This is a genomic window from Mesorhizobium sp. C268A (assembly GCF_040324475.1).
Taxonomy (GTDB): domain Bacteria; phylum Pseudomonadota; class Alphaproteobacteria; order Rhizobiales; family Rhizobiaceae; genus Mesorhizobium.
Map to the genome: position 1 here is coordinate 1,513,498 of NZ_JAMYVX010000001.1, position 24,160 is coordinate 1,537,657.

The following is a 24,160-nucleotide window of genomic DNA, read 5'->3' on the forward strand; positions in this document are numbered from 1 at the left end:
AGCCGATAAACGTTCCTATCCGGTCGCTGTAAGCCGTTTGTTAGCGGAATCCGGGTGACTGTATCGGAAATTCGCTCCAGGATCGGGGCGCGGTCTGTGGGGGCCGAATCGCATGCTCGGTTTGCCGATGATATCGGTGCGCAATCTCGCCATGCGTTATGGCGGCGTTGTCGCGCTCAGGGATATGAACCTGTCTGTCGGACAGGGGACCATCCATGCTGTCGTCGGTGAAAGCGGCGCCGGAAAGTCGACGCTGGTGAAGGTGCTTGCCGGCGTGCTCCGGCCCAACAGCGGCACCATCCGCGTCGGCGACCAGATCGTCACCGTCGACAGCCCGATCGCTGCACGCAAGCACAGCTTCGGCGTCGTCCACCAGGGGCTCGGCCTGTTTGCCGACCGCTCGGTGCTGGCCAATCTGTTCGTCAATCGCGAGCCGTTGCGCAATGGCTTCGTCTCCAGGCGCGAGATGGAGGCACGCAGCCGCACCTTGCTTCGGCAACTCAAGCTCGACGTCGATGTCCACGCTCCTGTGGGACAACTCGGCATGGGCGAACGGCAATATGTCGAACTCGGCCGCGCAATTCTGGAAGGCCCGAGGCTGCTGATCCTCGATGAACCGAATTCTGCGCTCGACCGGCGCCAGACCGAGCACCTGTTCACCGTACTAAGTGACCTCAAGGCCAAGGGCACGAGCGTGCTCTATGTCTCGCACCGGCTGGAGGATGTGTTTGCGATCGCAGACCAGGTCACCGTGATGCGCAACGGCCGTGACGTGCTGACAAGTGGGCGCTCGGCGTTGAGCGAAGCCGATGTGATCGACGCCATGATCGGCCAGCAGCGCGGCAGCCTGTTCCCGCCTGCACTGCCGGCCAATGCCAGCACGATAAGGCCGCGGATCACGGTGGAGGGTCTGAGCGGCGGCCGGATTTCCGGCGTCAGCTTCACCGCCCGCTCCGGCGAGATCCTCGGCTTGGCCGGGCTTGAGGGGTCAGGCGTTGAACACCTGTTCGAGATGCTGTTTGGCCTGCGCAAGGCGCAAAGCGGCAGGGTGCGGCTCCCCGACGGCTACGGCTTGCCTGGAAATCCGACCGAAGCGGCGCGGCGCGGCATCGGCCTGGTGCCGGCCAACCGCCTGTGCAACGGCCTGATGCCCGACCGGTCGCTGGCCTTCAACATAGGCAACATCGCTACCGGCGCCCGCAACTGGGGGTCGCGCCGCTACTCGCCCAAGGCCGCGATCGCCGCCGCCGCAAGGCAGATCGATGCGCTGCGCATCAAGGGCCTGCCGGACGCGCCGGTGAATTCGCTGCTGGCCGGCGATCAGCAGAAGATCGTAATCGCCAAATGGCTGGAGACGGCGCCGCAAGTGCTGCTCCTAGACAATCCGGCTGGCGGTATCGAGGCGGCTGCCAAGCGCAAGATCTATGCGCTGATCCGGCAGATGGCAGCCAATGGCTGTATCGTTTTGCTGCGTTCGGTCGAGCCGTCCGAACTGACCAACCTCAGCAACCGCGTCCTTGTCTTCCACCGCGGCCGGGTCGCCGGCGAGCTGTCCGGCGCCGAGATGAAGCGAAGGACAGTGCTGCAACTGACCACCACCGGCGAGATGCCGGAGGCGGAGCGGCCGAAAAAGAAACTCGTGGGAGCCATGGCATGACACGATTGGATCCCATGCTACAGCTTGCCGGTTCGGCTGCCCACCCGAAGCGCAGCCTTCGCCTGCCCGTCGAACTCAGGCCGCTCATCGGGCTCGTTGTCCTGGTGGCGATTACAGGCTTTGCCCGGCCGGATTTCCTCGATGAGGCCAATGTGCTGTCGTTGCTGGAAACCGCTGCGTATCCCGGCATGCTGGCGATCGGCATGGTGTTCGTGCTCGCACTCCGCGAGATCGACCTTTCCGTCGGCTGGATATTCCATCTCGCGGCCCTTCTCACCGCATTCCTTCTGGCCACCGGCATTGACCCGTGGCTTGCCGCCCTTGCCGGCGTGCTGCTCGGCGCCGGGCTCGGCCTCGTCAACGGCCTGCTGGTGGTGGCGCTGCGACTGCCGGCCATCGTCGTTACGCTGGGCACCTTTGCAATGTTCCGGGGCCTGGCGGCGGTGGCCGTCAAGATGCAAGCGACAGCTCCGGCCAGCCCAGGCGGCGACTTCTTTGAGATCGTTCACGGCAAGCTGTTCGGCCTTGTGCCGACGGCTGTCTTTGTCTTCGTCGCAATGGCGGTGGTGATGCACCTCGTGCTTCACCGCAGCCGCTTCGGCTACCGGATCCAGGCCGTCGGCAGCAATCCGCAGGCGGCGCTCTATGCCGGCATCCCGACAGGTGCTGTGCGGCTGCAGACGCTGGTGCTGATGGGCATCGTCTCGGGGCTCGCGGGCGCGCTGTGGCTTGGCTCTCCCGTTACCGACGTCGACCAAGGCGGCGGTTTCGTGCTGATGGCGATTGCCGCGGCGATCATCGGCGGCACCTCGCTTTCCGGCGGGCGCGGCACCGTCTTCGGTGCGGTGATCGGCATGCTGATCGTCCAGGTCATCTTGAGCGGCGTGACCCTGTTCGGCATCGACGCCGCATGGAGCCCGTTCGTGATCGGCGCGGCGATGGTGCTGGCGCTCGCGCTCGACCGGCTGGCCAAGGTGCTGCGCAACCGCCAGGCCGAGCGCTTTCAGGAAAATCCGCGCGCCTGAGTTTAAGCCCCGCCTGCTTGCCGGGGAATATCTCTATCTCTTGGTTTGACGCAATTCCGGACGGAAAACCGTTTCACACTTTTCCTGGAATTGCTCTCTAACTGATGCGATCTGATGGGACCGCTGATGGCGCGTTGCATCGCGCCACCATCCATTGGGCGGATAGAGGCTTGCCATCGGCCGCAAAAGAAGATGCTCTGCGCATCCGGGTCGGCGCTGGCAGGAGGAGAGGATCAAGGGCATGGCCCGGATCATCGCCGGACGTGGAGGTCGTTTTTCAACATGGGAGGAAAGCAAATGCTGACGAGGCTACGATTACTCGTGCTTGGCTTGATTGTGGCGCTGGCCATTCCGGCGGCGGCACAGGCCAAGACGTTCTACTGGATTTCGCATGGCGGCCCGGCCGACCCGGTCTGGACCTACTTCCTGGCCGGTGCCAAGCAATGGGCGAAGGACACCGGCAACACCGTCAACACCTCGTTCCACAATGGCGACGTTGCCTCGCAGCAAGAGGCCGTGCGTGCCGCGATCTCGGCAAAGGCCGACGGCATCGTCACCACCAGCCCCGATCCGGGCAGCCTGATCGAAATCGCCAAGGAAGCCAACACCGCCAAGATCCCGATCATCAACTTCAACACGCCCGATCCCAAGGCAAGCTTCGACGCCTATGTCGGCGGCGACAACGTCACCTTCGGCAAGCACTGGGCGCAATATCTGGTCGACAAGGGTCTGGTGAAGAAGGGCGACTTCGTCTGGATGCCGGTCGAAATTCCCGGCGCCACCTACGGCGTCCAGGAAGAGGAAGGCATCAAGAGCGTCTTCGAACCGCTGGGGATCACCTATGAGATCACCGAAGCGACGCTCGACCAGGCCGAAGCCATCAACCGCATGGTCGACTATCTCACCGCCAACAAGGCCAAGGTCAAGGCAATCATCGGCCTCGGCGATCTGGTCACCGGCTCGATCAAGCGGGTGTTCGACCAGGCCGGCATCAAGCCGGGCGAAATCCCGGTCGTCGGCTGGGGCAACTCGCTCGACACCACCCAGGAAGTGCTGACCGGCTACGTCAATGCCGGCCAGTGGCAGGACCCGCAGGCGACCAGCTATGTCGCGCTGTCGCTGGCCAACATGGCGGCGTCAGGCATTCCTCCGGGCTTCAACGTCATCACCGGCGCGCTCTATGAAAAGGACACCGCGCAGGTCTACGACGACATCCTGTCCGGCAAATAACCCAGACCTTCAACAGTCGCGGCCGCAGCCGCGGTCGCGACTGTCTTTTCGCCGAGCCCTTCGCGTTGCGCGCTGGGCTCAGCCTTCCCCTTCCTGTCGCAGGTTATCAGTGGAAAACCGTTCGCTCATCCAACGCCTGATCGCGAGGCCGGAATTCGGGCCCTTCGTTCTGCTCATCGTCGAAATCGCGGTGTTCTGGAGCATCAACCACGATTTCCTGTCGCCGCAGAACATCTCCAACACGCTGGCCTTCACCGTCGAGCTCGGGCTGATCGCGCTGGCGATGACGCTGTTGATGACGTCGGGTGAATTCGATCTGTCGGTCGGCTCGCTGTTCGGCTTTTCGCCGGTGCTGATGTGGACGCTGTTCAACAGCGGCCTGACCTCGCTGGAGGTCGGCTTCCTCGCTGCGCTGCTGATCGCGGCCTTCATCGGCCTGGTCAATGGCTGGTTCGTCACGCAGCTGAAAATCCCATCCTTCCTGGTGACGCTCGGCATGCTGCTGGTGGTGCGCGGCACCGCGCTGTTCGTCACTGACGGCTTTCCGCAGCGGACGTGGAGCGCCGAGGGCAGCTGGCTGGCCGAAGCGCTGGTCGGTGATTTCTTCATCGGCCCGTTCCGCATCTACATGTCGCTCTTCTGGTTCATCGCCGCGGCCATCGCGCTGGGCTACGTGCTGACGCAAAGCCGGACCGGCAACTGGATCCAGGCAGCCGGCGGCAATCCAGGCGCCGCAAGGGCGCGCGGCGTCAACGTCAGCGGCGTCAAGATCGGCCTGTTCGTGCTGTCGTCGGTGATGGCTTCGCTTGCCGGCGTCATCTCGTCGCTGCGCACGTCGGCCGCCAACCCCAACAGCGGCACCGGCTACGAGCTCGAAGTCATCGCCATGGTGGTGATCGGCGGCACGGCGCTGACCGGTGGGCGCGGCACCATCATCGGCACCGTGCTCGGCATCCTTATCCTGCGCGTCATGCGCAACGGCATCGTGCTGATCGGCGTGCCCGGGCTGGCCTACAACATCTTCATCGGCGCCATCATCCTCGGCATGATGGCGCTGCACTCATGGCTGGAACGCCGGCATCAGGCAGGGACCTAGAACCATGGCTGAACCGCTCATCCGCATGTCCAACATCAAAAAGTCCTACGGGCGCGTTCAGGCGCTCGAAGACGCCAATTTTCATGTCAACGAAAGGGAGATCGTCGGCCTGCTCGGCGACAATGGCGCCGGCAAATCGACGCTGATCAAGGTGTTGTCGGGGGCGGTGCCGCTGACCAGCGGCGACATTTTCATCCGCGGCAAGAAGGTCAATCTGCGCAGCACCAGCGACGCCATCGCGCACGGCATCGAGACGATCTACCAGGATTCGGCACTGGTGACGCAGCTGTCGATCGCGCGCAACCTGTTCCTCGGCCGCGAGCCGATCAAGCCGCCGCGTTTTTTGAACCGCATGGACCAGGAGGCGATGAACAATGTCGCCCGCGACCTGCTGAAACAGGTCGGCATCTCCAAGAACATCCCGCCGACGACGCCGATCGGCTCCCTGTCCGGCGGCGAGCGGCAGGCCGTCGCCATCGCGCGCGCCATGCACTTCGACAGCGACCTGATCATCCTCGACGAGCCGACCAACAATCTCGGCGTCGCCGAGACGCAAGGCGTGCTGAGCTTCGTGCGCAACGCGCGCGATTCCGGGCATTCTTGCATCTTCATCGCCCACAACATCCACCATGTCTTCCAGGTGGTTGACCGCATCGTCGTCATGCGCCGGGGCAAGGTGGTGGCCGACGACATCGACCCGAAGAAGACCAGCGTGGCCGAGGTCGAACGCATCATCACCGGGATGTCGGACAAGGAGATCCGCGACGCCATCATCGAAGGCGGGCCATCGCACGGCTGAACCGTCTTCGCGCCGTCTGGCACGGAAACGCATCCGCTCTAACTCGTTGTAGAGCATGACCTTTTGACAAAACGGTTCCCGTTTGTCCGAGAAAACCGGCTTCCCACTTTTCGGGATCATGCTCTATGACTGCAGCCATGAAAGCCACCGTTGCCGACATAGCCAGGAGCTGCGGCCTGTCGACCGCGACCGTCGACCGGGTTCTGAACAACCGGGCCGGCGCGAGCGCCGCCAACCGCCAACGGGTGATGGAGGCGGCCAAGCAGCTCGGCTATTTGCCGGTGGTCGATCAGGTGACGCTGCCGTCGCGGCCGGCGCATCTTGAATTCTTCCTGCCGATCGGCGCCAACGGTTTCATGATCGACCTCGCCGGGCACATCGAGGACTATGCGGGGCGCCTGCCGCTGGTCGCCTCGTGCCGGATCCACAATCTCGGCGGCATCTCGCCGGCAGCGCTGCAGGCGGCGGTTGAAAATCTGTCGCTGAAGGCCAATGGCGTCGGCGTCATTGCCGTCGATCATCCGCGAACGCGCAACATATTGCGCGATGTGGTCGAGGCAGGCATCCGCCTTGTCACGCTGGTCTCCGACGTTCCAGCCGCCCCGCGTTCGGCCTATGTCGGCATCGACAACCGGGTTGCCGGACGCACGGCGGCGCTGTTGATGGGGCGCTTCCTCAATGGCCGCCAGGGTCATCTGGCGATGGTCGTCGGCTCGCGTTCCTATCGCGGGCACGAGGAGCGCGAGATGGGCTTTCGGTCGGTGCTGACAGAGGAATTCCCCAATCTCACGGTCTCGAGTGCGGTCGAGATCAATGACGAACCGGAGGGCAGCTACACAGCAACGATGCAGGCGCTGCACAACGAGCCGGAACTGCTCGGCATCTATTGCGTCGGCGCCGGGCGCTCAGGTGTGGCGAGAGCGCTGCTCGAGGCCAAGCCAAAGAAGAAGCCGGTCTTCATCTGCCACGACCTGACCAAGGAAACGCGCGGCTATCTCGTCGACGACCTCGCCGATGTCGTCATCGACCAGAATGCGCGGCTGATCGCGGAGCAATCTGTGATCCGCCTGCTTGGCTCGATCGCATCCGCCGCGCCATACCTGACGAAGAAGTTCATCGAGCCACGGCTGATCTTCAAGGAAAACGTGCCGGTGCAGTGAAGTCGCGCCGTGGCGGTTTGTCCGATTTGTACGACAAGTCGGGGTAGATGCCGCAAATCTGCACAGCAGCCATGCAACTTTCATTGTTGCCGAATCATTGGGCAACTCGTACTCATCTGGGTGTCGGCCATCTACTCCTCCCAGATGCGATGCCGACGCTGAGCGCGGTGCACCTCCTCCCGCATCTCGTTCGAAATCGGCCCGCTGCCACCTCCTCCCGGCAGCGGGCTTTTTTCATTCTCAAATGAATCTAAATTAGAGTTGACGGGCAAGTTCGGAGAATAGCCAAAAGCCCCGCCGGATGATGGGGACTCCTCAACTCCGAAAGCTGGAATTCAGCGCGCCCTGAAAGAGCTGATCAGGCCTTCAGCCATGCGCACGAACTGCGTGCTGGGGCCTTGGCAGCCCATGGTCTGCACGCTGACGCGCGCCCCTTCGAACAGCAGCGACAGCGTATCGGCCAGAAGCTCGGCCTGACCGATGCCCGCATCCCGGCACAGCGCAACGAGGCGATCGCGCTGAGCGCTCTTGAGCTCCTTGATCACGCTCCTGGCGGGATGGTCCGGCTCCGTCAATTCGGCGGCGGCATTGGCCATGTCGCAGCCGCGACCGTCAGCCGCCAGGCAAGCAGCGGCCATGCGAATCCAGGCATGCAACTGGGCGAGCTTGTCGCCGGGATGCTCAGCCTCGAATTGGTCCCACATCGCGGCGCCTTTAGCCGCCGACGCGCGCAGGCACTGGACGATCAGTTCGTCCTTGGACTCAAAATGACGGTAGAGCGTCATCTTGTTGGTGCCGGCGGCTTCCGTGATGGCGTCGACACCGACGCCCTTGATGCCATGCTTGTGAAACATGTCCTGCGCCGTCTCCAGGATTCGGTCTCGGGGGCGCACGCGATCGGTAATGCCGTCTGCCATCGCAGTCTCCTTGTCTCCCTAAAAATTCGGTTCACCTCTTGACTAGGGTGTTACCGGTCTGTAACTATCCGAATGTTACTTACTGGTAACACCTATGTGGCCTTCCGTCAATAACAAGGCCGTGAACTGGTCCTGCCAGATCACAAAGGGTGAAAATTGCAGGTCATGCGGCTCCGGCCGGTGAAGAGATGAAAACCGGTTCGCGATCGTCCGATGCGGGCCGCTGGAATGGAGACGCTCCAATGTCGCAGCGCAAGGATTTGACCATCGATGAAGCCATCCGGGATCCGATGATCCGGCTGGTGATGAAAGCGGACCGCGTCAATCCGCGCGCCTTCGAAGCGATGCTGAGGACCGTTGCCGATGAGCAGGGCCTCAGCGGCGCGGCGCCGTCTTCGTATTTTTTGCAAGACCCGGGTTCGGTGCGCGGCCGGCGGCTGTCCCGGTCTGCCAATTCTTTTAAAGAGGCCGGTTCTTCTAAAGAGGTTTGCGTGTCGTGGTAAATTTTTTCATCCATCGTCCGATCTTCGCCTCGGCCATCGCCATCATCATGGTGCTCGCCGGGACGATTTGTTATTTCCTTTTGCCGGTTTCGCAGTTTCCCGACATCACGCCGCCGCAGGTCGTGGTCAGCGCCCATTATCCGGGCGCCAGCGCGCAAGTGGTCGCCGATACGGTGACGACGCCGCTGGAGCAGCAGATCAACGGCGTCGAAGGCATGACCTACATGTCGTCGTCGAGCTCCAATGACGGCTCCTCGACCATCACCATCACCTTCGATGTCGGCTATTCCTTGAGCACCGCGGCCGTCGACGTCCAGAACCGCGTCTCGCAAGCGGCCTCGTCGCTGCCGGCGATCGTCAACCAGGGCGGCGTGACGATCAAGAAGCAGAACCCGAATTTCGTCCTCATCGTCAACCTGACCTCGCCCGACAGTTCGGTCGATCCGGTGGCGCTGAGCAACCTCGCCTATCTGCAGGTCGTCGATCCGCTGAAGCGGCTGCCTGGCGTCGGCGACGTCCAGATATTCGGCGAGCGCCGCTATTCGATGCGCGTCTGGCTCGACCCGGACAAGCTCGCCAATCTTGGCATCACCGCTGTCGACGTCCAGAACGCCATCTCGGAACAGAACGTCCAGGTGGCGGCCGGCAAGATCGGCCAGTCGCCGGCGCCCGCCGGCACCGCCTTCGAGATGCAGGTCAACGCCGTCGGCCGCCTGAGCGACCCCAAGGAGTTCGGCGACATCGTCGTGCGCGCCAACACCGGCACCGGCTCGCTGGTGCGGCTGCGCGACGTCGCCCGCATCGAGCTCGGCGCGTTGCAATATTCGTCGTCGGCCTTCTTCGGCAAGGACCCGACGGTGGTGCTGGCCGTCTACCAGATGCCGGGTTCCAACGCCCTCGATCTGCAGCAGCACGTCAAGGACAAGATGCAGGAACTGTCGGCACGGTTCCCCAAGGGCGTCTCCTACGCCATGCACTACGACACCACGCGCTTCGTGTCGGCATCGATGCATGACGTGCTGATCACGCTCGGCGAAGCGCTGGTGCTGGTCGTGGCCGTGGTGTTCATCTTCCTGCAGAGCTGGCGCACGACGATCATCCCGACCATCGCCATTCCGGTGTCGCTGGTGGCGACGATGGTGGTCATGGAAATGATGGGCTTCTCGCTCAACATGCTCTCCCTGCTCGGCATGGTGCTGGCCATCGGCCTCGTCGTCGACGACGCCATCGTGGTGGTGGAAAACGTCGAACGACAATTGGAGGCCGGGCTGAAACCGCTGGCGGCGACCAAGGCCGCGATGGCCGAAGTCACCGGACCGATCATCGCCACCACCGCGGTGCTGATGGCCGTCTTCGTGCCCGTCGCCTTCATTCCCGGCGTCTCCGGCAAGCTCTACAATCAGTTCGCGCTGACGGTGGCGATTTCGGTCGGCATATCCGCCTTCAACTCGCTGACGCTCAGCCCGGCGCTGAGTGCCGCCTTCCTGCGCCATCGCGGGGAGACGCAGTTCGCCCCGTTCCGCTGGTTCAACACGGGTTTCGACAGGCTGTCGCATGCCTATGCCCATGGCGTACGCATCCTCATCCGGCTGCGCTGGATCATGCTCGGTCTGTTCGCGGCCGGCCTGGTCGCCACCTACTTCGTCTGGCAGAAGCTGCCCTCGACCTTCCTTCCGGTCGAGGACCAGGGTTACTTCTTCGTCGTCATCCAGCTGCCTGACGGCGCCTCGCTGGAACGCACTGACGCCGTGGCCCAGAAGGCGCGCGACATCCTCCAAGCTACGCCCGGCGTCGAGATTGTCGGCTCGATCAGCGGTCTGAACTTCCTGACCAGTGCGGCGCAGTCGAATTCGGCTGTCGAGTTCGCCATCCTGAAGCCGTGGGAAGAGCGCGGCCCCGACCAGAGCGCGTCGAAGCTCGTCGCCGACGTGCGCGGCAAGCTGATGCAGATTCCGGAAGCCTTCGCGCTGTCCTTCGATCCGCCTTCGATCCCGGGTATCGGCACCACGGGCGGCTTCGAATTCGTCGTCGAGGATCTCACCGGGCGCGGCAGTTCAGCCCTCAACGACGCGACGCAAGCCGTGATCGCCGAGGCGCGCAAGCAGCCGGAAATCAACCCGCAGCAGCTGTTCTCGCCGTTCTCGACCTCGACGCCGCAGTTCAACTACGACCTCGACCGCAGCAAGGCCAAACTGCTCGGCCTCAACCTGCCCGACGTCTTCAACACGCTGCAGATCTATCTCGGCTCGCTCTACGTCAACGACTTCAACCTGTTCGGCCGCACCTTCCGGGTGACCATCCAGGCCGACAAGGATGCACGTGCCGACGCAGGCGACCTTTCGCGGCTCTATGTGCGCAACGCCTCCGGCGGCATGGTGCCGCTGAGCACACTGGGCAAACTGGTGCCGTTCGTCGGCCCGGAAACCGTGCCGCACTACAACAACAACGCCTCGGCCACGATCAATGGCGGCGCAGCCCCCGGCTTCTCGTCGGGCCAGGCGGTTGCCGCGATGGAACGGGCCGCCGCCACTGCTTTGCCCAGGGATTTCGGTTTCGAATGGACCGGCATCACCTTCCAGGAGCTCAAGGCAGGATCGATCGCGTCGGTCGTCTTCGGCCTCGCCATCGTCTTCGTCTTCCTGATCCTGGCGATGCAGTATGAGAGCTGGGCGATGCCGTTCATGGTGCTGCTGGCGGTGCCACTGGCCCTGTTCGGCGCCTTCGCAGCCCTGTTCTTGCGCGGCATGCAGATCGACGTCTACTCGCAGATCGGCTTCGTCATGCTGATCGGCCTCGCCGCCAAGAACGCGATCCTGATCGTCGAGTTTGCAAGGCGGCGGCGCGAGGAGGGACTGAGCATTGTCGACGCGGCAATGGAAGCCGCGCGGCTGAGGCTGCGGCCGATCCTGATGACGGCCTTCGCCTTCATCCTCGGCGTGCTGCCGCTGATGTTTGCGACGGGTGCGGGTGCGGCAAGCCGGCAGTCGATCGGCACCACCGTGTTTGGCGGCATGGTGGCAGCGACAATCCTGTCGCTGGTGTTCGTGCCGGTCTTCTACGCGGTCATCGAGCAGCTGCGCGAAGGCCGCGTGCGCAGCGAACCGAACGCCGCTCATGACCAGGACAATAATGAACCGACTGCCGAACCAGCGCCGATGCGCCTGGCCGAAGCAGCCGAATAGAATTGGAGACCAAAATGCGTAAATGGAAAATAGCTTTGGGAACGGCCGTCGCCCTGGGAGCGATCTCGGTGGCAAGCGTCCACTTCCTCGACATGGGCAATCTCAGCCTCAATGCCGGCACGGCGGCAGCGACGGCAGCACCTGCGGCATTCGTCATGCCGGTGCCGGTGACGAGCGTGGTCAAGAAGACGATCCCGATCTACCTTGACTACGCCGCCCGCATCGAGGCGATCCGCAGCGTCACCTTGCAGGCCCGCGTGCCCGGCTATCTGCAGGAGCAGACGGCTAAGGACGGCGCGGATGTGCGCCAGGGTGATCTGCTCTACAAGATCTCGCCTGACGACTTCAAGGCGGCTCTCGACCAGGCCAAGGCCGAAGTGCAGCGCGACCAGGCGAGCCTCGACTATGCGCGCTCCAATCTCGGCCGCGGCTCCGAACTCGCCAAGAGCGGCTATCTGGCCAAGGATGGGTTCGACCAGCGTACGAGCACCTTGCGCCAGGCCGAAGCGTCGCTTGCCGTCAACCAGGCGGCGGTGCGCACGGCCGAGCTCAATTTGAGCTACGCCGAAATCCACGCTCCGTTTGCCGGCCGCGTCGGCCGCAACCAGGCTTCGGTCGGCACGCTGGTCAGCGTCGCCGGCACGGTGCTGAACACGCTGGTGCAGCTCGACCCGATCTACGTCACCTTCAATCCGAGCGAGACGGACCTGGCCGAAATCGAACGGGCCCGGGCCGCCGGCCCGATCGAGGTCGAGGTGCTGCTGCCCGGCGAGACCGAAGCCAGCCAGAAGGGCGAACTCACCTTCATCGACAACACGGTCGACCACTCGACTGGCACGATTACGGCGCGCGCCACCATCGGCAATGCGAAGTTCTCGCTGCTGCCGGGCCAGTATGTCCGCGTGCGGCTGCACATCAAGCAGCTGCCCGACGCGCTGATGGTGCCGCAGGTGGCGCTGGGTTCGAGCCAGCTCGGCAAATATGTCTATGTCGTCGGCAAGGGCAACACGGTCGACCAGCGCATCGTCTCGCTTGGCGCGACCAGCGGCGACCTTGTGGCGGTCCTCAGCGGCGTTGCCGAAGGCGACCAGGTGATAACGGGCAATCTGCAGAAGATCGGACCAGGAATGCCGATCTCGCCGTTGCCCCAGGAGAAACCGGCCAGCTGATAACCCCCATCAGCCCCGGTCCTGCGGCGCCTTCGGCTTCCACGCCGAGGGCGCCGTTTTTTTATGGAGCGCCGCACGCCGTTTTTGGAGTAACCGCAAGGCACAAGAATCCGGAACAGACATATTGTAGGATTGTCGACAATCTGCTTGTCTGTTTCCGGCTCTCACTGGAGTGACGGAATGGCCAAGCTGGACTTCAATCCGATCGCGGATACGACACGCCGAGCCGAGATCGTTGCGCTGTTGCGGCGGGCGATCCTGACCGGCCAGCTGGAACCCGGCCAAAAGCTGAGCGAGCTGAGGATCGCTGAGCAGATGCGGGTCAGCCGCGCGCCTTTGCGCGAAGCTATGCGCGAGCTGGTGCAGGAAGGCATCCTGACCAGCATTCCCTATGCCGGCACCTTCGTCATCGATGTCACCGCCAAGGACATTGACGACGCCTACTCGCTGAACAAGGTGCTCGATGAATTCGCCATCGAGCGGACATGGAAGCTGCGCGACCAGCGCTTCTTCGATGAACTCGACCGCCGCCACGAAGCGGTGAAGCAGGCAACGCGCGCGCGCGACACCACCCGCCAGATCGAGACCGCACTGCAATTGCACGGGCTGATCTATGAATGGGCCGACAATTCGGTGCTGCTGGAAACCTGGCAGCGGCTGACCAGCCGGCTGCAGATGTACTTTGCCCTGCACCAGCAGGCCCGCAACGAGCCGGTGCCGGCCGAAGATCTCCACGAAACCTATGTGCGGCTCTTGAAGGGCGCCGACATGCGCGCTGCCCAGCGCCATGCGCGCGAGCATATCGACCTCGATTTCGAAGAGCTGCTTGCCTTTGCGCGTGGCCTCGATCAGCGGAACATCGAAGGACTGACCCTCCTCAACGCCTAGAGACAACGGACAGACAAGTGCAGATCAAAACCATCAAGGCCTATCGCGTCGTGCAGCCCTTCGTGGACGGGCCCTACCGCATGTCAAAGGGGCGGGTTGCAGACTGCTTCGATGCGGTGATCGTCGCCATTACCTCCGACAGCGGCGTGACCGGCTGGGGCGAGATGGCGCCGCTCGGCAATTTCTATTCGGCCGCCTTTCCGGCGGGAACGCGCGCGGGCGTGGTCGAGATCGCGCCGCACCTGATCGGCCAGGACCCGCGTGGCCTCGCCGGCATCGGCCGATTGATGGATACGGTGTTCAAGGGGCATCCCTACATCAAGTCGGCGCTCGACATGGCCTGCTGGGATCTGGCGGCCCGGGCCGCCGACGTGCCGCTGGTGACCATGCTTGGCGGCCGCGAGAGCGACATGGCGGAGACCTACCGCGTCGTCACCCACGGCACGCTCGACCAGATGGCGGCACTGGCCAAAAGGATCATCGCCCAGGGCTGCCGCCGGCTGCAGGTCAAGGTCGGCGGCAATGTGCATGAAGACATCGAGCGGGTGAGCGCAGTCGCTTCGGCCGTGCCGAAAGGCACGGTGATTTTCTGCGACGCCAATGCCGGCTGGACACCCTACCAGGCGCGGCAGTTCGCCGATGCAACGCGCGGCATCGACTACACGTTCGAGCAGCCCTGCACGACGATCGAGGAGAACATGTCGGTGCGCCGCATGCTCGACAAGCCGATGGTGCTGGACGAGAGCGTCATCTCGCTCGAGGCGATGCTGGAAATCCATCGCCTGGGCGCCGCCGACGGGCTGACGCTGAAGATCTCGCGGCTTGGCGGCGTAACCAGGACGAGGCAAATCCGCGACGTCGCCGTCGATCTCGGTTTCATGATCACCGTCGAGGATACGGGCGGCGCCGAGATCGACACGGCGGCGATGGCGCATCTGTCGCTGTCGACGCCGGAAGAACGCCGGCTGCACGCCATCGCCTTCCATGAGTGGGTGACGGTGCGCACGGCCTCCAACGCGCCACCGGTCACCGGCAGCCACATGGGCATTCCCGACGGGCCCGGCCTCGGCGTCGATGTCGTGCCCGATCTGCTCGGCAAGCCTTTCCTTGAGATCGGCTGAGATCAAGCCCAGCATGAAGCTGTCACCCCACGAATCCTCCGTGGGAGATTTGGCCCTGCAGCCATTCTCCGATTTGCGGGTTGAAATATTTTTCAAATGGAAATAGGAATGTTCAAAATGATGATTTGACGCTGCGGCGCGTCATGCCTGGAGGAAGCGATATGGCCCATCCGCAATTTGCAGCGGAACTTCTGCAGCGCGCTGAAGCCCAAGGGCCTATCACCATCGGACTCGCCGGCGCCGGGCAGATGGGCACCGACATCGTCGTCCAGGTGGCGCTGATGCCGGGCATGCGGATCGGTGCCATTTCCGAGGTGCGCCCGCAAGCGGCGATCGATGCCGCACTGCTCGCCGGCCATGACCGCTCCGACATCGTCCAGGCTGCGAACGCCTCTGCCATCGACCGCGCCATCGAGGCCGGCAAGATCGCTGTCACCGAAGATCTGCATGCGCTGGCCGCGGCCGGCCGCATTGATGTCATCATCGACGCGACAGGCAATCCCAACATCGGCACGCTGTTTGCGCTCGAAGTGATGAAGAACGGCAAGCACATCGTCATGCTCAACGTCGAGGCGGACATTACGATCGGCCGCTTCCTCAAGGAGGAAGCGCGCAAGGCCGGCGTGGTCTACACCGGTGCGGCCGGCGACGAACCCGCCTGCACGCTGGAGATCATCGGCTTCGCCAAGAGCCTCGGCTTCAACATCATCGCCGCCGGCAAGGGCAAGAACAACCCGCTGAAGATCGACGCCATGCCCGCCGACTACGAGAAGGAAGCGGCCGAGCGCAATATGAATGCGCGCATGCTGGTCGAGTTCGTCGACGGTTCCAAGACGGCGATCGAGATGGTGGCGATTGCCAACGCCACCGGGCTGGTGCCCGACGTGCCGGGCATGCACGGCCCGACGGCGACGCTGGAGGAACTGGCCAGCGTGCTTTGCCCGCGCGAGGATGGCGGCGTGCTGCACCGCAAGGGCGTGGTCGACTATTCCATCGGCAAGGGCGTGGCGCCCGGCGTGTTCTGCATCATCGAAACGAGGCATCCGCGCGTGCTGGAGCGCATGGTCGACCTCAAGGTCGGCAAGGGCCCCTATTTCACGATCTACCGTCCCTATCACCTGACAAGCCTTGAAGTGCCACTGTCGGCGGCGCGCGCCGTGGTCTACAAACGCGCCGACATGGAGCCGCTCGACCACCCGGTGGCCGAAGCGGTGGCGGTGGCCAAGAGCGATCTCGGCGCGGGCCAATCGCTCGGCATGATCGGCGAGAACGACTATCGCGGCTTCGCCATGACCTGGGAGGACGCCCGCGCCAAGGGCGCGCTGCCGCTCGGGATCGCCGAACGCGCCAAGGTGGTCAAGCCGGTCAAGACCGGCGACTTCCTTACCTATGAAAATTGTGTACCCGACGATTCGATGGTGATAACGCAGATCCGCCGCCGTCTAGACCAGTCGGATGGACAGTTTGTGACCAACGCCGCCTGAACCTTCGGGATCTCCCTGTGATGGACGATGTCGTTATCGGGATCGATGCCTCGACGACGGCGGTGAAGGCGATCGCCTTCACCGGCGACGGCGCGGAGCTGTTCCAGGCGCGCGAGGCCTATCCGCTGGCCAATCCTAAGCCCGGCCATTTCGAGCAGGATGCCGAACATTGGTGGGCAGCCCTTATCAGTGCGCTGAAGCAGGTTGCCGACAAGGTCGGCGCCGCGCGCGTGGCGGCAATTGCCATAGCCCATCAGCGCGAGACCTTCACCCTGATCGATCAGGCCGGCACGCCGCTCATCCCGGCGATCCTGTGGCTTGACGAGCGCGCCCGGCCTCAAGTCGCCAGGCTGTCGGCCGAGCTTGGCCGCGAGACGATCCGCGACTGGAGCGGCAAGCCGCCGGATCCGACGCCGGCGCTCTATGCCATCGCCTGGCTGGCGGAACACCAGCCGCAGGTGCTGGCCAACGCCGCCGCCCTGGTCGATGTTCATGGCTTCTTCGTTCACCGGCTGACCGCACGGCTGGTAACCAGCACGGCAAGTGCCGACCCGCTCGGCTTGCTCGATGTCACGACAGGCGAATGGCACCCTGAGCTTGTCTCGGCTGCAGGGTTGCAGCCACGGCAGTTGCCGGCGCTGATCGGCCCAGGCGAAATCTGCGGCGGCCTTGCCGAAAGCATTGCCCAGCTGACTGGCCTCAAAGCGGGCACGCCAATTGTCGCCGGCGCCGGCGATGGCCAGGCCATGGGTCTCGGCATGGGCGTCTATGGTGCCGGCAGGAGCTATCTCTCGCTCGGCTCCGGCGTCGTCAGCGGCTGCTATTCCGGCACGGTCACCACTTCGGATGCGTTTCGCACGCTGGTCTCGCCGACCGGCTCCGGCTTCATGCTGGAAACCGTGCTGCGCTCGGGCATGCAACTGGTCGACTGGATCGTGCGCACCACCGGCGCGTCTTCCGCGGCAGAACTGGAGAAGGGTGCGGTCGATGTTGCGGCCGGCGGCGACGGTCTTTTGGTCATGCCCTATTGGGCCGGCGTCATGAGCCCCTATTGGGATGGCGCGGCGCGCGGCGCCGTTGTTGGCCTGTCGCTCGACCATGAGCCCAGGCATCTCTTCCGCGCCACGCTGGAAGGCATCGCTTTGGAGCAGGCCATCGCCAGCGAGGCGATGGAGGCCGAAAGCGGCGGCAAGTCGGGAGAGATGATTTCCGCCGGCGGCGGCACCAATTCGGCGCTGCTGATGAAGATCATGGCCAGCGTGCTGGAGCGGCCGCTGTTCGTGTCGCCGGTCAACGAGGCGGCGGCCCTTGGCGCGGCCATGCTGGCTGCTTCGGCGATCGGCTGGTTCGCCTCGGCGGAAGACGCCGCCAAGGCAATGGCGGCGGCGCCGGCCAGGCGTGTCGATCCGGATATGACGCTGGTGCCGGCTTACCGGGCGCGCAAGGCGATCTACCGCGACCTCTATCACGCGACACGCGACATCCACGCGCGGCTCGGTGCGATCTGAGTTCAAGCGCAGCTTGCCTGCGTGAGGCTCCCATGCCCAACCTGCCCAGCTTGCCGATTTTGCGTCCTGCCCGGCCAATGCTAGACTCATCGGGCTCATGAAAGCAGTATTTCACCTTGCCGCCCTGCCCTGGATTGTCGCGCTTGCGGCAGCTCCGATGACGGCGCGTGCGCAGGACGAGCCGCCCTTCGAGGTCACGCTCGACATGGACAATGACGGCAGGATGGATCGGGCCGCGATCGCGGCGGATTCCGACACCGGGCTGGCGGATCTCTCGATCTATCTGGCTGCCGGCGAAGGAAAGCTCGATCCTTCGCGCAAGCCTGACTTTGTCAAAAAGGCGCTGACGCAGGACCGTATTCTCGGGCTCGAAAGCAAGGGCAAGGGATCGCTTGTCGTCACCTCGTGCTTCGGCTGCGGCGCCAACAAATCATGGGATACAACGCTGACCATCGTCTGGCGCGGCGGTAAATTCCTTGTCGCCGGCTACAGTCGCGACTGGGACTGGAATGTTCAGAAAGCCGACGGCTCGGTCGGGACGACGCTGGGCGGTTGCGACATCAATTTTCTCACCGGCAGAGGCGTTGCCTCAAAGGACCTGGACGACGGCAAACCGGTCGCGGGAAAATTCGTGCCGATCGCACTGGCCGACTGGTCGGACGACAGTCGTCCGGAGCCCTGCGAATTCTGACCGACGCCGGACAGCGCTCAACGATTGAGCAGGCCTTTGGCCGCATCCTCATCGGTGATCAGCACCGAAATCCTGGTGTTGGCCAGCGCCGCGCGCATCACAGCGACCTTCTCCTGACCACCTGAAACCAGTATGATGCTCGGAATATCGGACAAATCCTGCAGCGGATAGGCGCAGACGCGGCGGTTGACCTCATGGTCGACCGGGTGGCCCTCGGCGTCGATGAAATGGCACAAGAGGTCGCCGACCGCGCCGGCGGCCTGCAGTTCCTCAAGTTCGCTCGGCTTGATGAAGCCGTAATTGGCGATCGGGCTGTCCTTGGAAAACGAGCCGACGCTGAGCACGGCGATGTTGGCGCGGCGCGCGCGGAAGACGACATCCTGGACGCTGCGCTGGCTCATGAAGGCATCGCGCTGTTCCGGCTTGTCGGCATAGACCGGCACCGGCAGCAGGAAACATTCAGCGCCGATCTTTTCGGCGAACTCCCAGGCGCTTTCGGTCGGGTTGAGCGGCTGCGCGTGGGTGAGGCCGCCGAGCATCGAGACGACCGTCGTCCTGGCGATCGGCCGCCTCGGCAATTCGTTGATGGCGAATTTCAGCGTGCGGCCCCAGCCCAGCGCAATGACGTCGCCGGCATTCACATTGTCGGCGAGATAGGCGGCAGCCGCGTGGCCGATCATCAGCGGCGCGTTGCTGCGATCAGCGGCTGATGGCACCACGACCGCCTGGCTGAGCCCGAAACGCTGCTTCAGGCTCTCCTCGAGCTGCACGCATTCGACGACACTGTCGCGAATGCGGAACTGCACGATGCCCTCCTCTCGCGCAGCGGAGAGAATGCGGTGCACCTTGATGCGGCCGACGCCGAGGATCTCGGAAATGCGCTCTTGCGTCAGACCTTCGACATAGTAATGCCAGGCGGCCCGGGCCTTGAGCTCGGCATCGGGGAAGCGCGAGGCCTTCTCGTTTTCGACGGTCGCCATCTTTTGCCCTCCCGCGGCAAATTTCGGAAATCTTTCCGCAAGCGCCGCCCCCTGGCCTTCCCTAGGACAAACCGCCCGGTGGCGCAAACCACCGCCGAATGGCGCAACGGCTCTTGACAATTTTCTAATGAACAGTTTAGCTGAACAAAATTGCATATCAAAGATAAATTGTTCACAGGGAGGTGCCTGGTGAACAAGAGCGGACGGCAGGCCATCGCCGTTTCGCTGACGGAGGAGACGAAGTGGCCGTGAGTAATGATGCAAGCGAGTCGAAGGCTGGCGAGTTGAAAGCCGCGCCCGGCACTCAAGGTGCGACGGCCGCGAAGCTTTCGGCGCTGTTTGCCGGAACCATGGGGCCGCTGATCGGGCTGCTGCTGCTTTGCCTGGCGCTGACGTTGACCACCGACACGTTCCTCACCATGCGCAACATCCTCAACGTACTCGACCAGATCACCGTGCTCGGCATCATGGCAATCGGCATGACGCTGGTGATCCTGATCGGCGGCATCGATCTCTCGGTCGGCTCGGTGCTGGCGCTGGCCGCCATGGTGATGGGCTTCGTCGCCCACCCCGACTATCTCAATCTCGGCCTTGCCGCCGGCGTCGTTGCAGCACTGGTCGTCGCCGGCCTTTGCGGACTGGTGTCCGGCCTGCTGGTGACCGTCACCCGGCTGCCGCCGTTCATCGCGACGCTGGCGATGATGTCGGTGGCGCGCGGCCTTGCCAACATGATCACCGACGGCTCGCAGATCGTCGGCTTTCCCGACTGGTTCACCAGCCTGTCGATCATCCGCCATTTCGGCTTCCTGTCGGTCACAGTCGGGGTGATGATGGTGCTGGCGATCGTCTTCGCCATCTTCCTCAACTACCGCGCCACCGGCCGCAGCCTTTACGCCATCGGCGGCAGCGCCGAGGTGGCGCGGCTCTCCGGCATTCCGGTGAAGTCGCTGACCAACTGGGTCTATGCCATCTGCGGCGTGCTTGCGGGTCTTGCCGGCATTGTGCTTGCCGCGCGGCTGGATTCGGTGCAGCCGAGTTCCGGCCTCGGCTATGAGCTCGACACCATCGCGGCGGTGGTGATCGGCGGCGCCAGCCTGTCGGGCGGCGTCGGCTCGATCGGCGGCACCGCGGTCGGCGTACTCATCATCGGCGTGCTGCGCAACGGGCTCAATCTGCTCGGCGTCTCGCCCTTCATCCAGCAGGTGGTGATCGGCGTGGTGATCGCGCTGGCGGTCGCCAGCGATACCTGGCGGCGCAGGGCGCGATAGAGAACGGGGCACAATTGAGAATTCGCCCGGAGCGTCCGGGCGATAGACGGATCGGTCGATCCGAAACTGGGATGTTCCAAGGGGCGCGATGCGCTGGCGGGACAGTTTGACTATCAACGGAGGAAACACATGCTGACCAAACGTTCATTGCTGCTTGCCGCGGCCGCCATCATTCCGCTGCTCGGGCTGACCGACATGGCCTCGGCCAAGGAGGCCAAGAAGCTCGGCCTCGCCGTGGCCAATTTGCAGGCCGACTTCTTCAACCAGATCAAGCAGTCGGTCGAAGCCTACGGCAAGGAGAAGGGCATCGAGATCGTCACCGTCGACGCCAAGGGCGATTCGGCAACGCAGGTCAGCCAAGTGCAGGATCTGATCACGCAGAACATCGACGCGCTGATCTACATTCCGGCCGGCGCCACCGCCGCCACCGTGCCGACCAAAACCGCCAAGGCTGCCGGCATTCCGGTCGTCAATGTCGACCGCAACGCCGACGGCGCGCCCGGCGACACCTTCATCGCCACCAACAGTGTCGCCTCGGCGCAGGCGGTGTGCGACTACATCGCCAAGCAGGCCGGCGGCAAAGGCGAACTGATCATCATCCACGGCCAGAAGGGCACCACGCCGGAAGTCGATCGCTCGAAGGGCTGCGGCGAAGCGCTCAAGGCCTATCCCGATATCAAGGTGGTCGGCGAATTGTGGAGCGAAGGCTGGCACCAGGACGAAGGTTTCAAGCTGACGCAGGACCTGCTGCAGTCGCATCCCGATGTCTCCATCGTCATCGGCCAGGCCGATGCGCTGGCGCTGGGTGCGGCACAGGCGGTCAAGGTCGCCAATCCCGGCCACAAGGTCTGGGTTGCCGGCTTCGATGGCGACGTGGCCGCACTCAAAGCGCTGAAGGACGGCGTGTTCGACGTCACCGCGACGCAGCAGACGCAAGGCATGGGCCGGCTCGCCGTCGATGCGGCGATCAAGCTGGTGGCGGGCGAAAGCGTTCCGGCCGAGCAGCTGCAGGATGCGACGCTGACCACCAAGGACAATGTCGAGCAGTTCATCGCCAAGCATCCGTAACGACCGGCACCGCTTAAGAGAGCACCACGATGTCTCCTGATCCTCGCCACAGCGAAAGCCCGCACAACGGGCTCTTCGTCAACGGCCTTTGCAAGAGCTACGGACCGGTCCAGGTCCTGGCCGATGCAAGCTTTGAGGTGCGGCCGGGCGAGGTTGTGGCGCTGCTCGGCGAAAACGGCGCCGGCAAGTCGACGGTGTCCAACATCATCGCCGGTTCGACAAAGGCCGATGCCGGCACTATCATCTGGCGGGGGAAACATTATTCCCCCGCCTCGCCTGCCGCGGCAATCGATGCCGGTGTGGGCATGATCCATCAGGAACTGAAGCTGCTGCCGGACCTGTCGGTGGCGGAAAATGTCTATGTCGGGCGCCTGCCGATGCGCGGCGGCCGCATCGACCGCGCGGAGATGAACGCCAAGGCCTCGGCGCAGTTGAAGCGGCTTGGCCTCGACGTCTCGCCCGAGCGCAAGGTGGGCACGCTGCGCATCGCCGCCCAGCAGCAGGTCGAGATCGCCAAGGCGCTGACGCTGAATGCCGAATTGCTGATCTTCGACGAACCGACCGCAGCGCTTGGCGGCGAGGAAACGGAGCTTTTGTTCCAGCAGATCCGCAAGCTCAAGGCGGAAGGCATGTCCTTCATCTATATCAGCCATCGTCTCGACGAGATCGCGCAGATTGCCGACCGCGTGGTGGTGATGCGCGACGGACGCATCGTCGCCCGCCACGAGCGCGCCGATATTCCCGTGCGCACAGTGGTCGAGCAGATGGTCGGCCGCTCGGTCGAGCGGATGTTCCCGCATCTGACGCCGCCGCGCGAGGAAACACTGCTCGAGGTCGAGAACCTGTCTTCGCCGGAGAAGAGTTTCAACAACGTCTCCTTCTCGGTCAAAGCAGGCGAGATTCTCGGCATTGCCGGGTTGATCGGCGCCGGCCGCACAGAACTGGTGCGGGCGATCGCCGGTGCCGATCCGATCTCGTCCGGCTCGGTGCGTGTTGCCGGCGAACCGGTGCATCTCAGCGGGCCGGAGGCGGCGATCAAGGCCGGCGTCGTGCTGGTGCCGGAAGACCGCAAGGCGCAAGGCGTCGTGCTCGACCAGACAATCGGCGAGAATCTGGCGTTCGGCAATTTCGACCATGTCGCGCCGAAGGGCTGGGTGTTCCCGAAAGCGGTGCAGAAATTCGCCGAGGCCGGCATCGCAAGGCTCGGCGTCAAAGGCAAGCCGAACCAGGCTGTGTCAAAACTGTCCGGCGGCAACCAGCAGAAGGTGATCATCGCCAAATGGGTGTCGCGGCCGCCGAAGGTGTTCATCCTCGACGAGCCGACGCGCGGCATCGATGTCGGGGCGCGTGCGGCAATCTACGACGTCATTGCCGACCTCGCCCGCTCCGGCATGGCGGTGGTAGTGGTCAGCTCCGACCTCGAGGAGGTGCTGGGCCTGTCGCACCGCGTGCTGGTGCTGAGCCGCGGCCGCCAGCGCGGCATTCTCGACCGCAGCGAGGCGAGCAATGTCGCGGTGATGGAACTTGCCACGAGCTGAGGACAGGAGTCGGAACAAAGCGCAGCAGGTGGTATCCTCCCAAGGACCGGACCGCGCGGGGCGCCAGCAAAGACTGGCGCCCCTTCATTTCAGGAGGGGGAACAACATGAAACTATTCGATCTCAGCGGCGACGTAGCGCTGGTAACAGGCGCCGGCAGCGGCATCGGCCAGGCCATTGCCATCGGGCTCGCCGAAGCCGGCGCCGACATAGCCTGTTTCGGCCATGCCTCGAAAGGCGGGCTGGATGAGACCGCGCACAGGATCGCCGCGCTTGGCCGCAAGGCGGTGGTGCTGACCGGGACGGTGACGTCGGAGGCCGACCTGGCGACCGCAGTCGAGCGCACGGAAAAGGAGCTCGGCGCGCTGACCATCGCCGTCAACAATGCCGGCGTTGCAGGAGCCGAGGCCGCCGAGACGCTGTCGCTGGAGAAGTGGCAGAAAATCTACGACGTGAATGTCAGCGGCGTGTTCCTGTCCTGCCAGGCCGAAGCGCGCGCCATGCTGACGCGGCGCAAGGGCTCGATCATCAACATCGCCTCCATGTCGGGTTCGATCGTCAATCGCGGCCTGACCCAGGCGCATTACAATTCGTCGAAGGCGGCGGTCATCCACATGTCGAAAAGCCTCGCCATGGAATGGGCCGATCGCGGCCTGCGCGTCAATGTGGTGAGCCCAGGCTACACGCTGACGCCGATGAACAAGCGGCCGGAGGTCGCCGAACAGATCAAGATCTTCGAACGCGACACGCCCATGGGGCGCATGGCGACGCCGGAAGAGATGGTCGGCCCGACCGTGTTCCTGGCCAGCCGCGCCGCGAGTTACGTCACCGGCATCGACCTGATCGTCGATGGCGGTTTTGTCTGCTGGTAAGGAGA

20 protein-coding genes are annotated in these 24,160 nt (G+C 64.0%); 18 read left to right on the plus strand and 2 right to left on the minus strand.

Annotated features, from left to right (window positions below; translation table 11 throughout):
- Positions 1-112: 112 nt before the first annotated feature.
- The 6 genes from NKL06_RS07610 to NKL06_RS07635 all read left to right on the plus strand — a co-directional run bounded on the left by NKL06_RS07610 (position 113) and on the right by NKL06_RS07635 (position 6,967).
- The gene (locus tag NKL06_RS07610) at positions 113-1,657 is read left to right on the plus strand and encodes a sugar ABC transporter ATP-binding protein (RefSeq protein ID WP_050586869.1); all 1,545 of its coding nucleotides are present in this window, start codon (positions 113-115) and stop codon (positions 1,655-1,657) included.
- A complete protein-coding gene (locus tag NKL06_RS07615; RefSeq protein ID WP_198027043.1) occupies positions 1,654-2,682 on the plus strand; it encodes an ABC transporter permease in 1,029 nt (342 codons plus the stop codon). Before NKL06_RS07610 ends, NKL06_RS07615 begins: the two co-directional genes overlap by 4 nt.
- Positions 2,683-2,979: 297 nt before the next feature.
- A complete protein-coding gene (locus NKL06_RS07620) occupies positions 2,980-3,912 on the plus strand; it encodes a substrate-binding domain-containing protein (RefSeq protein ID WP_023692133.1) in 933 nt (310 codons plus the stop codon).
- 109 nt (positions 3,913-4,021) lie between these two features.
- Positions 4,022-5,008: an ABC transporter permease gene (locus NKL06_RS07625; protein WP_023668514.1), complete on the plus strand. Its 987-nt coding sequence runs from the start codon at positions 4,022-4,024 to the stop codon at positions 5,006-5,008.
- A gap of 4 nt (positions 5,009-5,012) precedes the next feature.
- Positions 5,013-5,807 carry an ATP-binding cassette domain-containing protein gene (locus tag NKL06_RS07630; RefSeq protein WP_023668515.1) on the plus strand — a complete coding sequence of 265 codons (795 nt, stop codon included), beginning with the start codon at positions 5,013-5,015 and terminating at the stop codon, positions 5,805-5,807.
- Positions 5,808-5,944: 137 nt separating this feature from the next.
- Positions 5,945-6,967 carry a LacI family DNA-binding transcriptional regulator gene (locus NKL06_RS07635; RefSeq protein WP_023668516.1) on the plus strand — a complete coding sequence of 341 codons (1,023 nt, stop codon included), beginning with the start codon at positions 5,945-5,947 and terminating at the stop codon, positions 6,965-6,967.
- A gap of 335 nt (positions 6,968-7,302) precedes the next feature.
- On the opposite strand, the gene NKL06_RS07640 is transcribed toward NKL06_RS07635, so the two are convergent.
- Positions 7,303-7,884 carry a TetR/AcrR family transcriptional regulator gene (locus NKL06_RS07640; protein WP_023668517.1) on the minus strand — a complete coding sequence of 194 codons (582 nt, stop codon included), beginning with the start codon at positions 7,882-7,884 and terminating at the stop codon, positions 7,303-7,305.
- A gap of 242 nt (positions 7,885-8,126) precedes the next feature.
- Between NKL06_RS07640 and NKL06_RS07645 the strand changes: the two genes are divergently transcribed.
- From NKL06_RS07645 to NKL06_RS07680, 8 genes are all read left to right on the plus strand, one after another.
- Positions 8,127-8,387 (plus strand): hypothetical protein, encoded by a 261-nt coding sequence (locus NKL06_RS07645; protein ID WP_023692134.1) that lies wholly within the window; start codon positions 8,127-8,129, stop codon positions 8,385-8,387.
- Positions 8,381-11,569 carry an efflux RND transporter permease subunit gene (locus tag NKL06_RS07650; protein ID WP_023687080.1) on the plus strand — a complete coding sequence of 1,063 codons (3,189 nt, stop codon included), beginning with the start codon at positions 8,381-8,383 and terminating at the stop codon, positions 11,567-11,569. Before NKL06_RS07645 ends, NKL06_RS07650 begins: the two co-directional genes overlap by 7 nt.
- Before the next feature lie 14 nt (positions 11,570-11,583).
- Entirely contained in the window at positions 11,584-12,738 is a 1,155-nt protein-coding gene (locus tag NKL06_RS07655) for an efflux RND transporter periplasmic adaptor subunit (protein ID WP_023692135.1), read from the plus strand.
- 180 nt (positions 12,739-12,918) lie between these two features.
- Positions 12,919-13,626 carry a GntR family transcriptional regulator gene (locus NKL06_RS07660; protein WP_023692136.1) on the plus strand — a complete coding sequence of 236 codons (708 nt, stop codon included), beginning with the start codon at positions 12,919-12,921 and terminating at the stop codon, positions 13,624-13,626.
- Between the two features lie 17 nt (positions 13,627-13,643).
- Positions 13,644-14,747, plus strand: coding sequence for a mandelate racemase/muconate lactonizing enzyme family protein (locus NKL06_RS07665; protein WP_023692137.1), 1,104 nt, complete (start codon positions 13,644-13,646; stop codon positions 14,745-14,747).
- A 161-nt stretch (positions 14,748-14,908) separates the two neighbouring features.
- Positions 14,909-16,231, plus strand: coding sequence for an NAD(P)H-dependent oxidoreductase (locus NKL06_RS07670; RefSeq protein ID WP_023668524.1), 1,323 nt, complete (start codon positions 14,909-14,911; stop codon positions 16,229-16,231).
- A 20-nt stretch (positions 16,232-16,251) separates the two neighbouring features.
- Positions 16,252-17,739: a xylulokinase gene (locus NKL06_RS07675; protein ID WP_023692138.1), complete on the plus strand. Its 1,488-nt coding sequence runs from the start codon at positions 16,252-16,254 to the stop codon at positions 17,737-17,739.
- A 97-nt stretch (positions 17,740-17,836) separates the two neighbouring features.
- A complete protein-coding gene (locus tag NKL06_RS07680; protein ID WP_023692139.1) occupies positions 17,837-18,430 on the plus strand; it encodes a hypothetical protein in 594 nt (197 codons plus the stop codon).
- Between the two features lie 17 nt (positions 18,431-18,447).
- Here NKL06_RS07680 and NKL06_RS07685 read toward each other — a convergent pair whose 3' ends face one another.
- On the minus strand, positions 18,448-19,410 hold the full coding sequence (locus NKL06_RS07685) for a sugar-binding transcriptional regulator (RefSeq protein ID WP_023668527.1): 963 nt from the start codon (positions 19,408-19,410) through the stop codon (positions 18,448-18,450).
- Positions 19,411-19,694: 284 nt separating this feature from the next.
- Here NKL06_RS07685 and NKL06_RS07690 point away from each other — a divergent pair, with 284 nt between their 5' ends.
- The 4 genes from NKL06_RS07690 (at position 19,695) to NKL06_RS07705 (ending at position 24,155) form a co-directional block, all read left to right on the plus strand.
- The gene (locus NKL06_RS07690; RefSeq protein WP_050587056.1) at positions 19,695-20,678 is read left to right on the plus strand and encodes an ABC transporter permease; all 984 of its coding nucleotides are present in this window, start codon (positions 19,695-19,697) and stop codon (positions 20,676-20,678) included.
- Between the two features lie 129 nt (positions 20,679-20,807).
- Positions 20,808-21,746, plus strand: a complete 939-nt coding sequence (locus tag NKL06_RS07695) for a sugar ABC transporter substrate-binding protein (RefSeq protein WP_023684414.1) — start codon at positions 20,808-20,810, stop codon at positions 21,744-21,746.
- Between the two features lie 29 nt (positions 21,747-21,775).
- Positions 21,776-23,284 carry a sugar ABC transporter ATP-binding protein gene (locus tag NKL06_RS07700; protein WP_023692141.1) on the plus strand — a complete coding sequence of 503 codons (1,509 nt, stop codon included), beginning with the start codon at positions 21,776-21,778 and terminating at the stop codon, positions 23,282-23,284.
- Positions 23,285-23,390: 106 nt separating this feature from the next.
- On the plus strand, positions 23,391-24,155 hold the full coding sequence (locus NKL06_RS07705) for an SDR family oxidoreductase (RefSeq protein ID WP_023692142.1): 765 nt from the start codon (positions 23,391-23,393) through the stop codon (positions 24,153-24,155).
- Positions 24,156-24,160 lie beyond the last annotated feature (5 nt).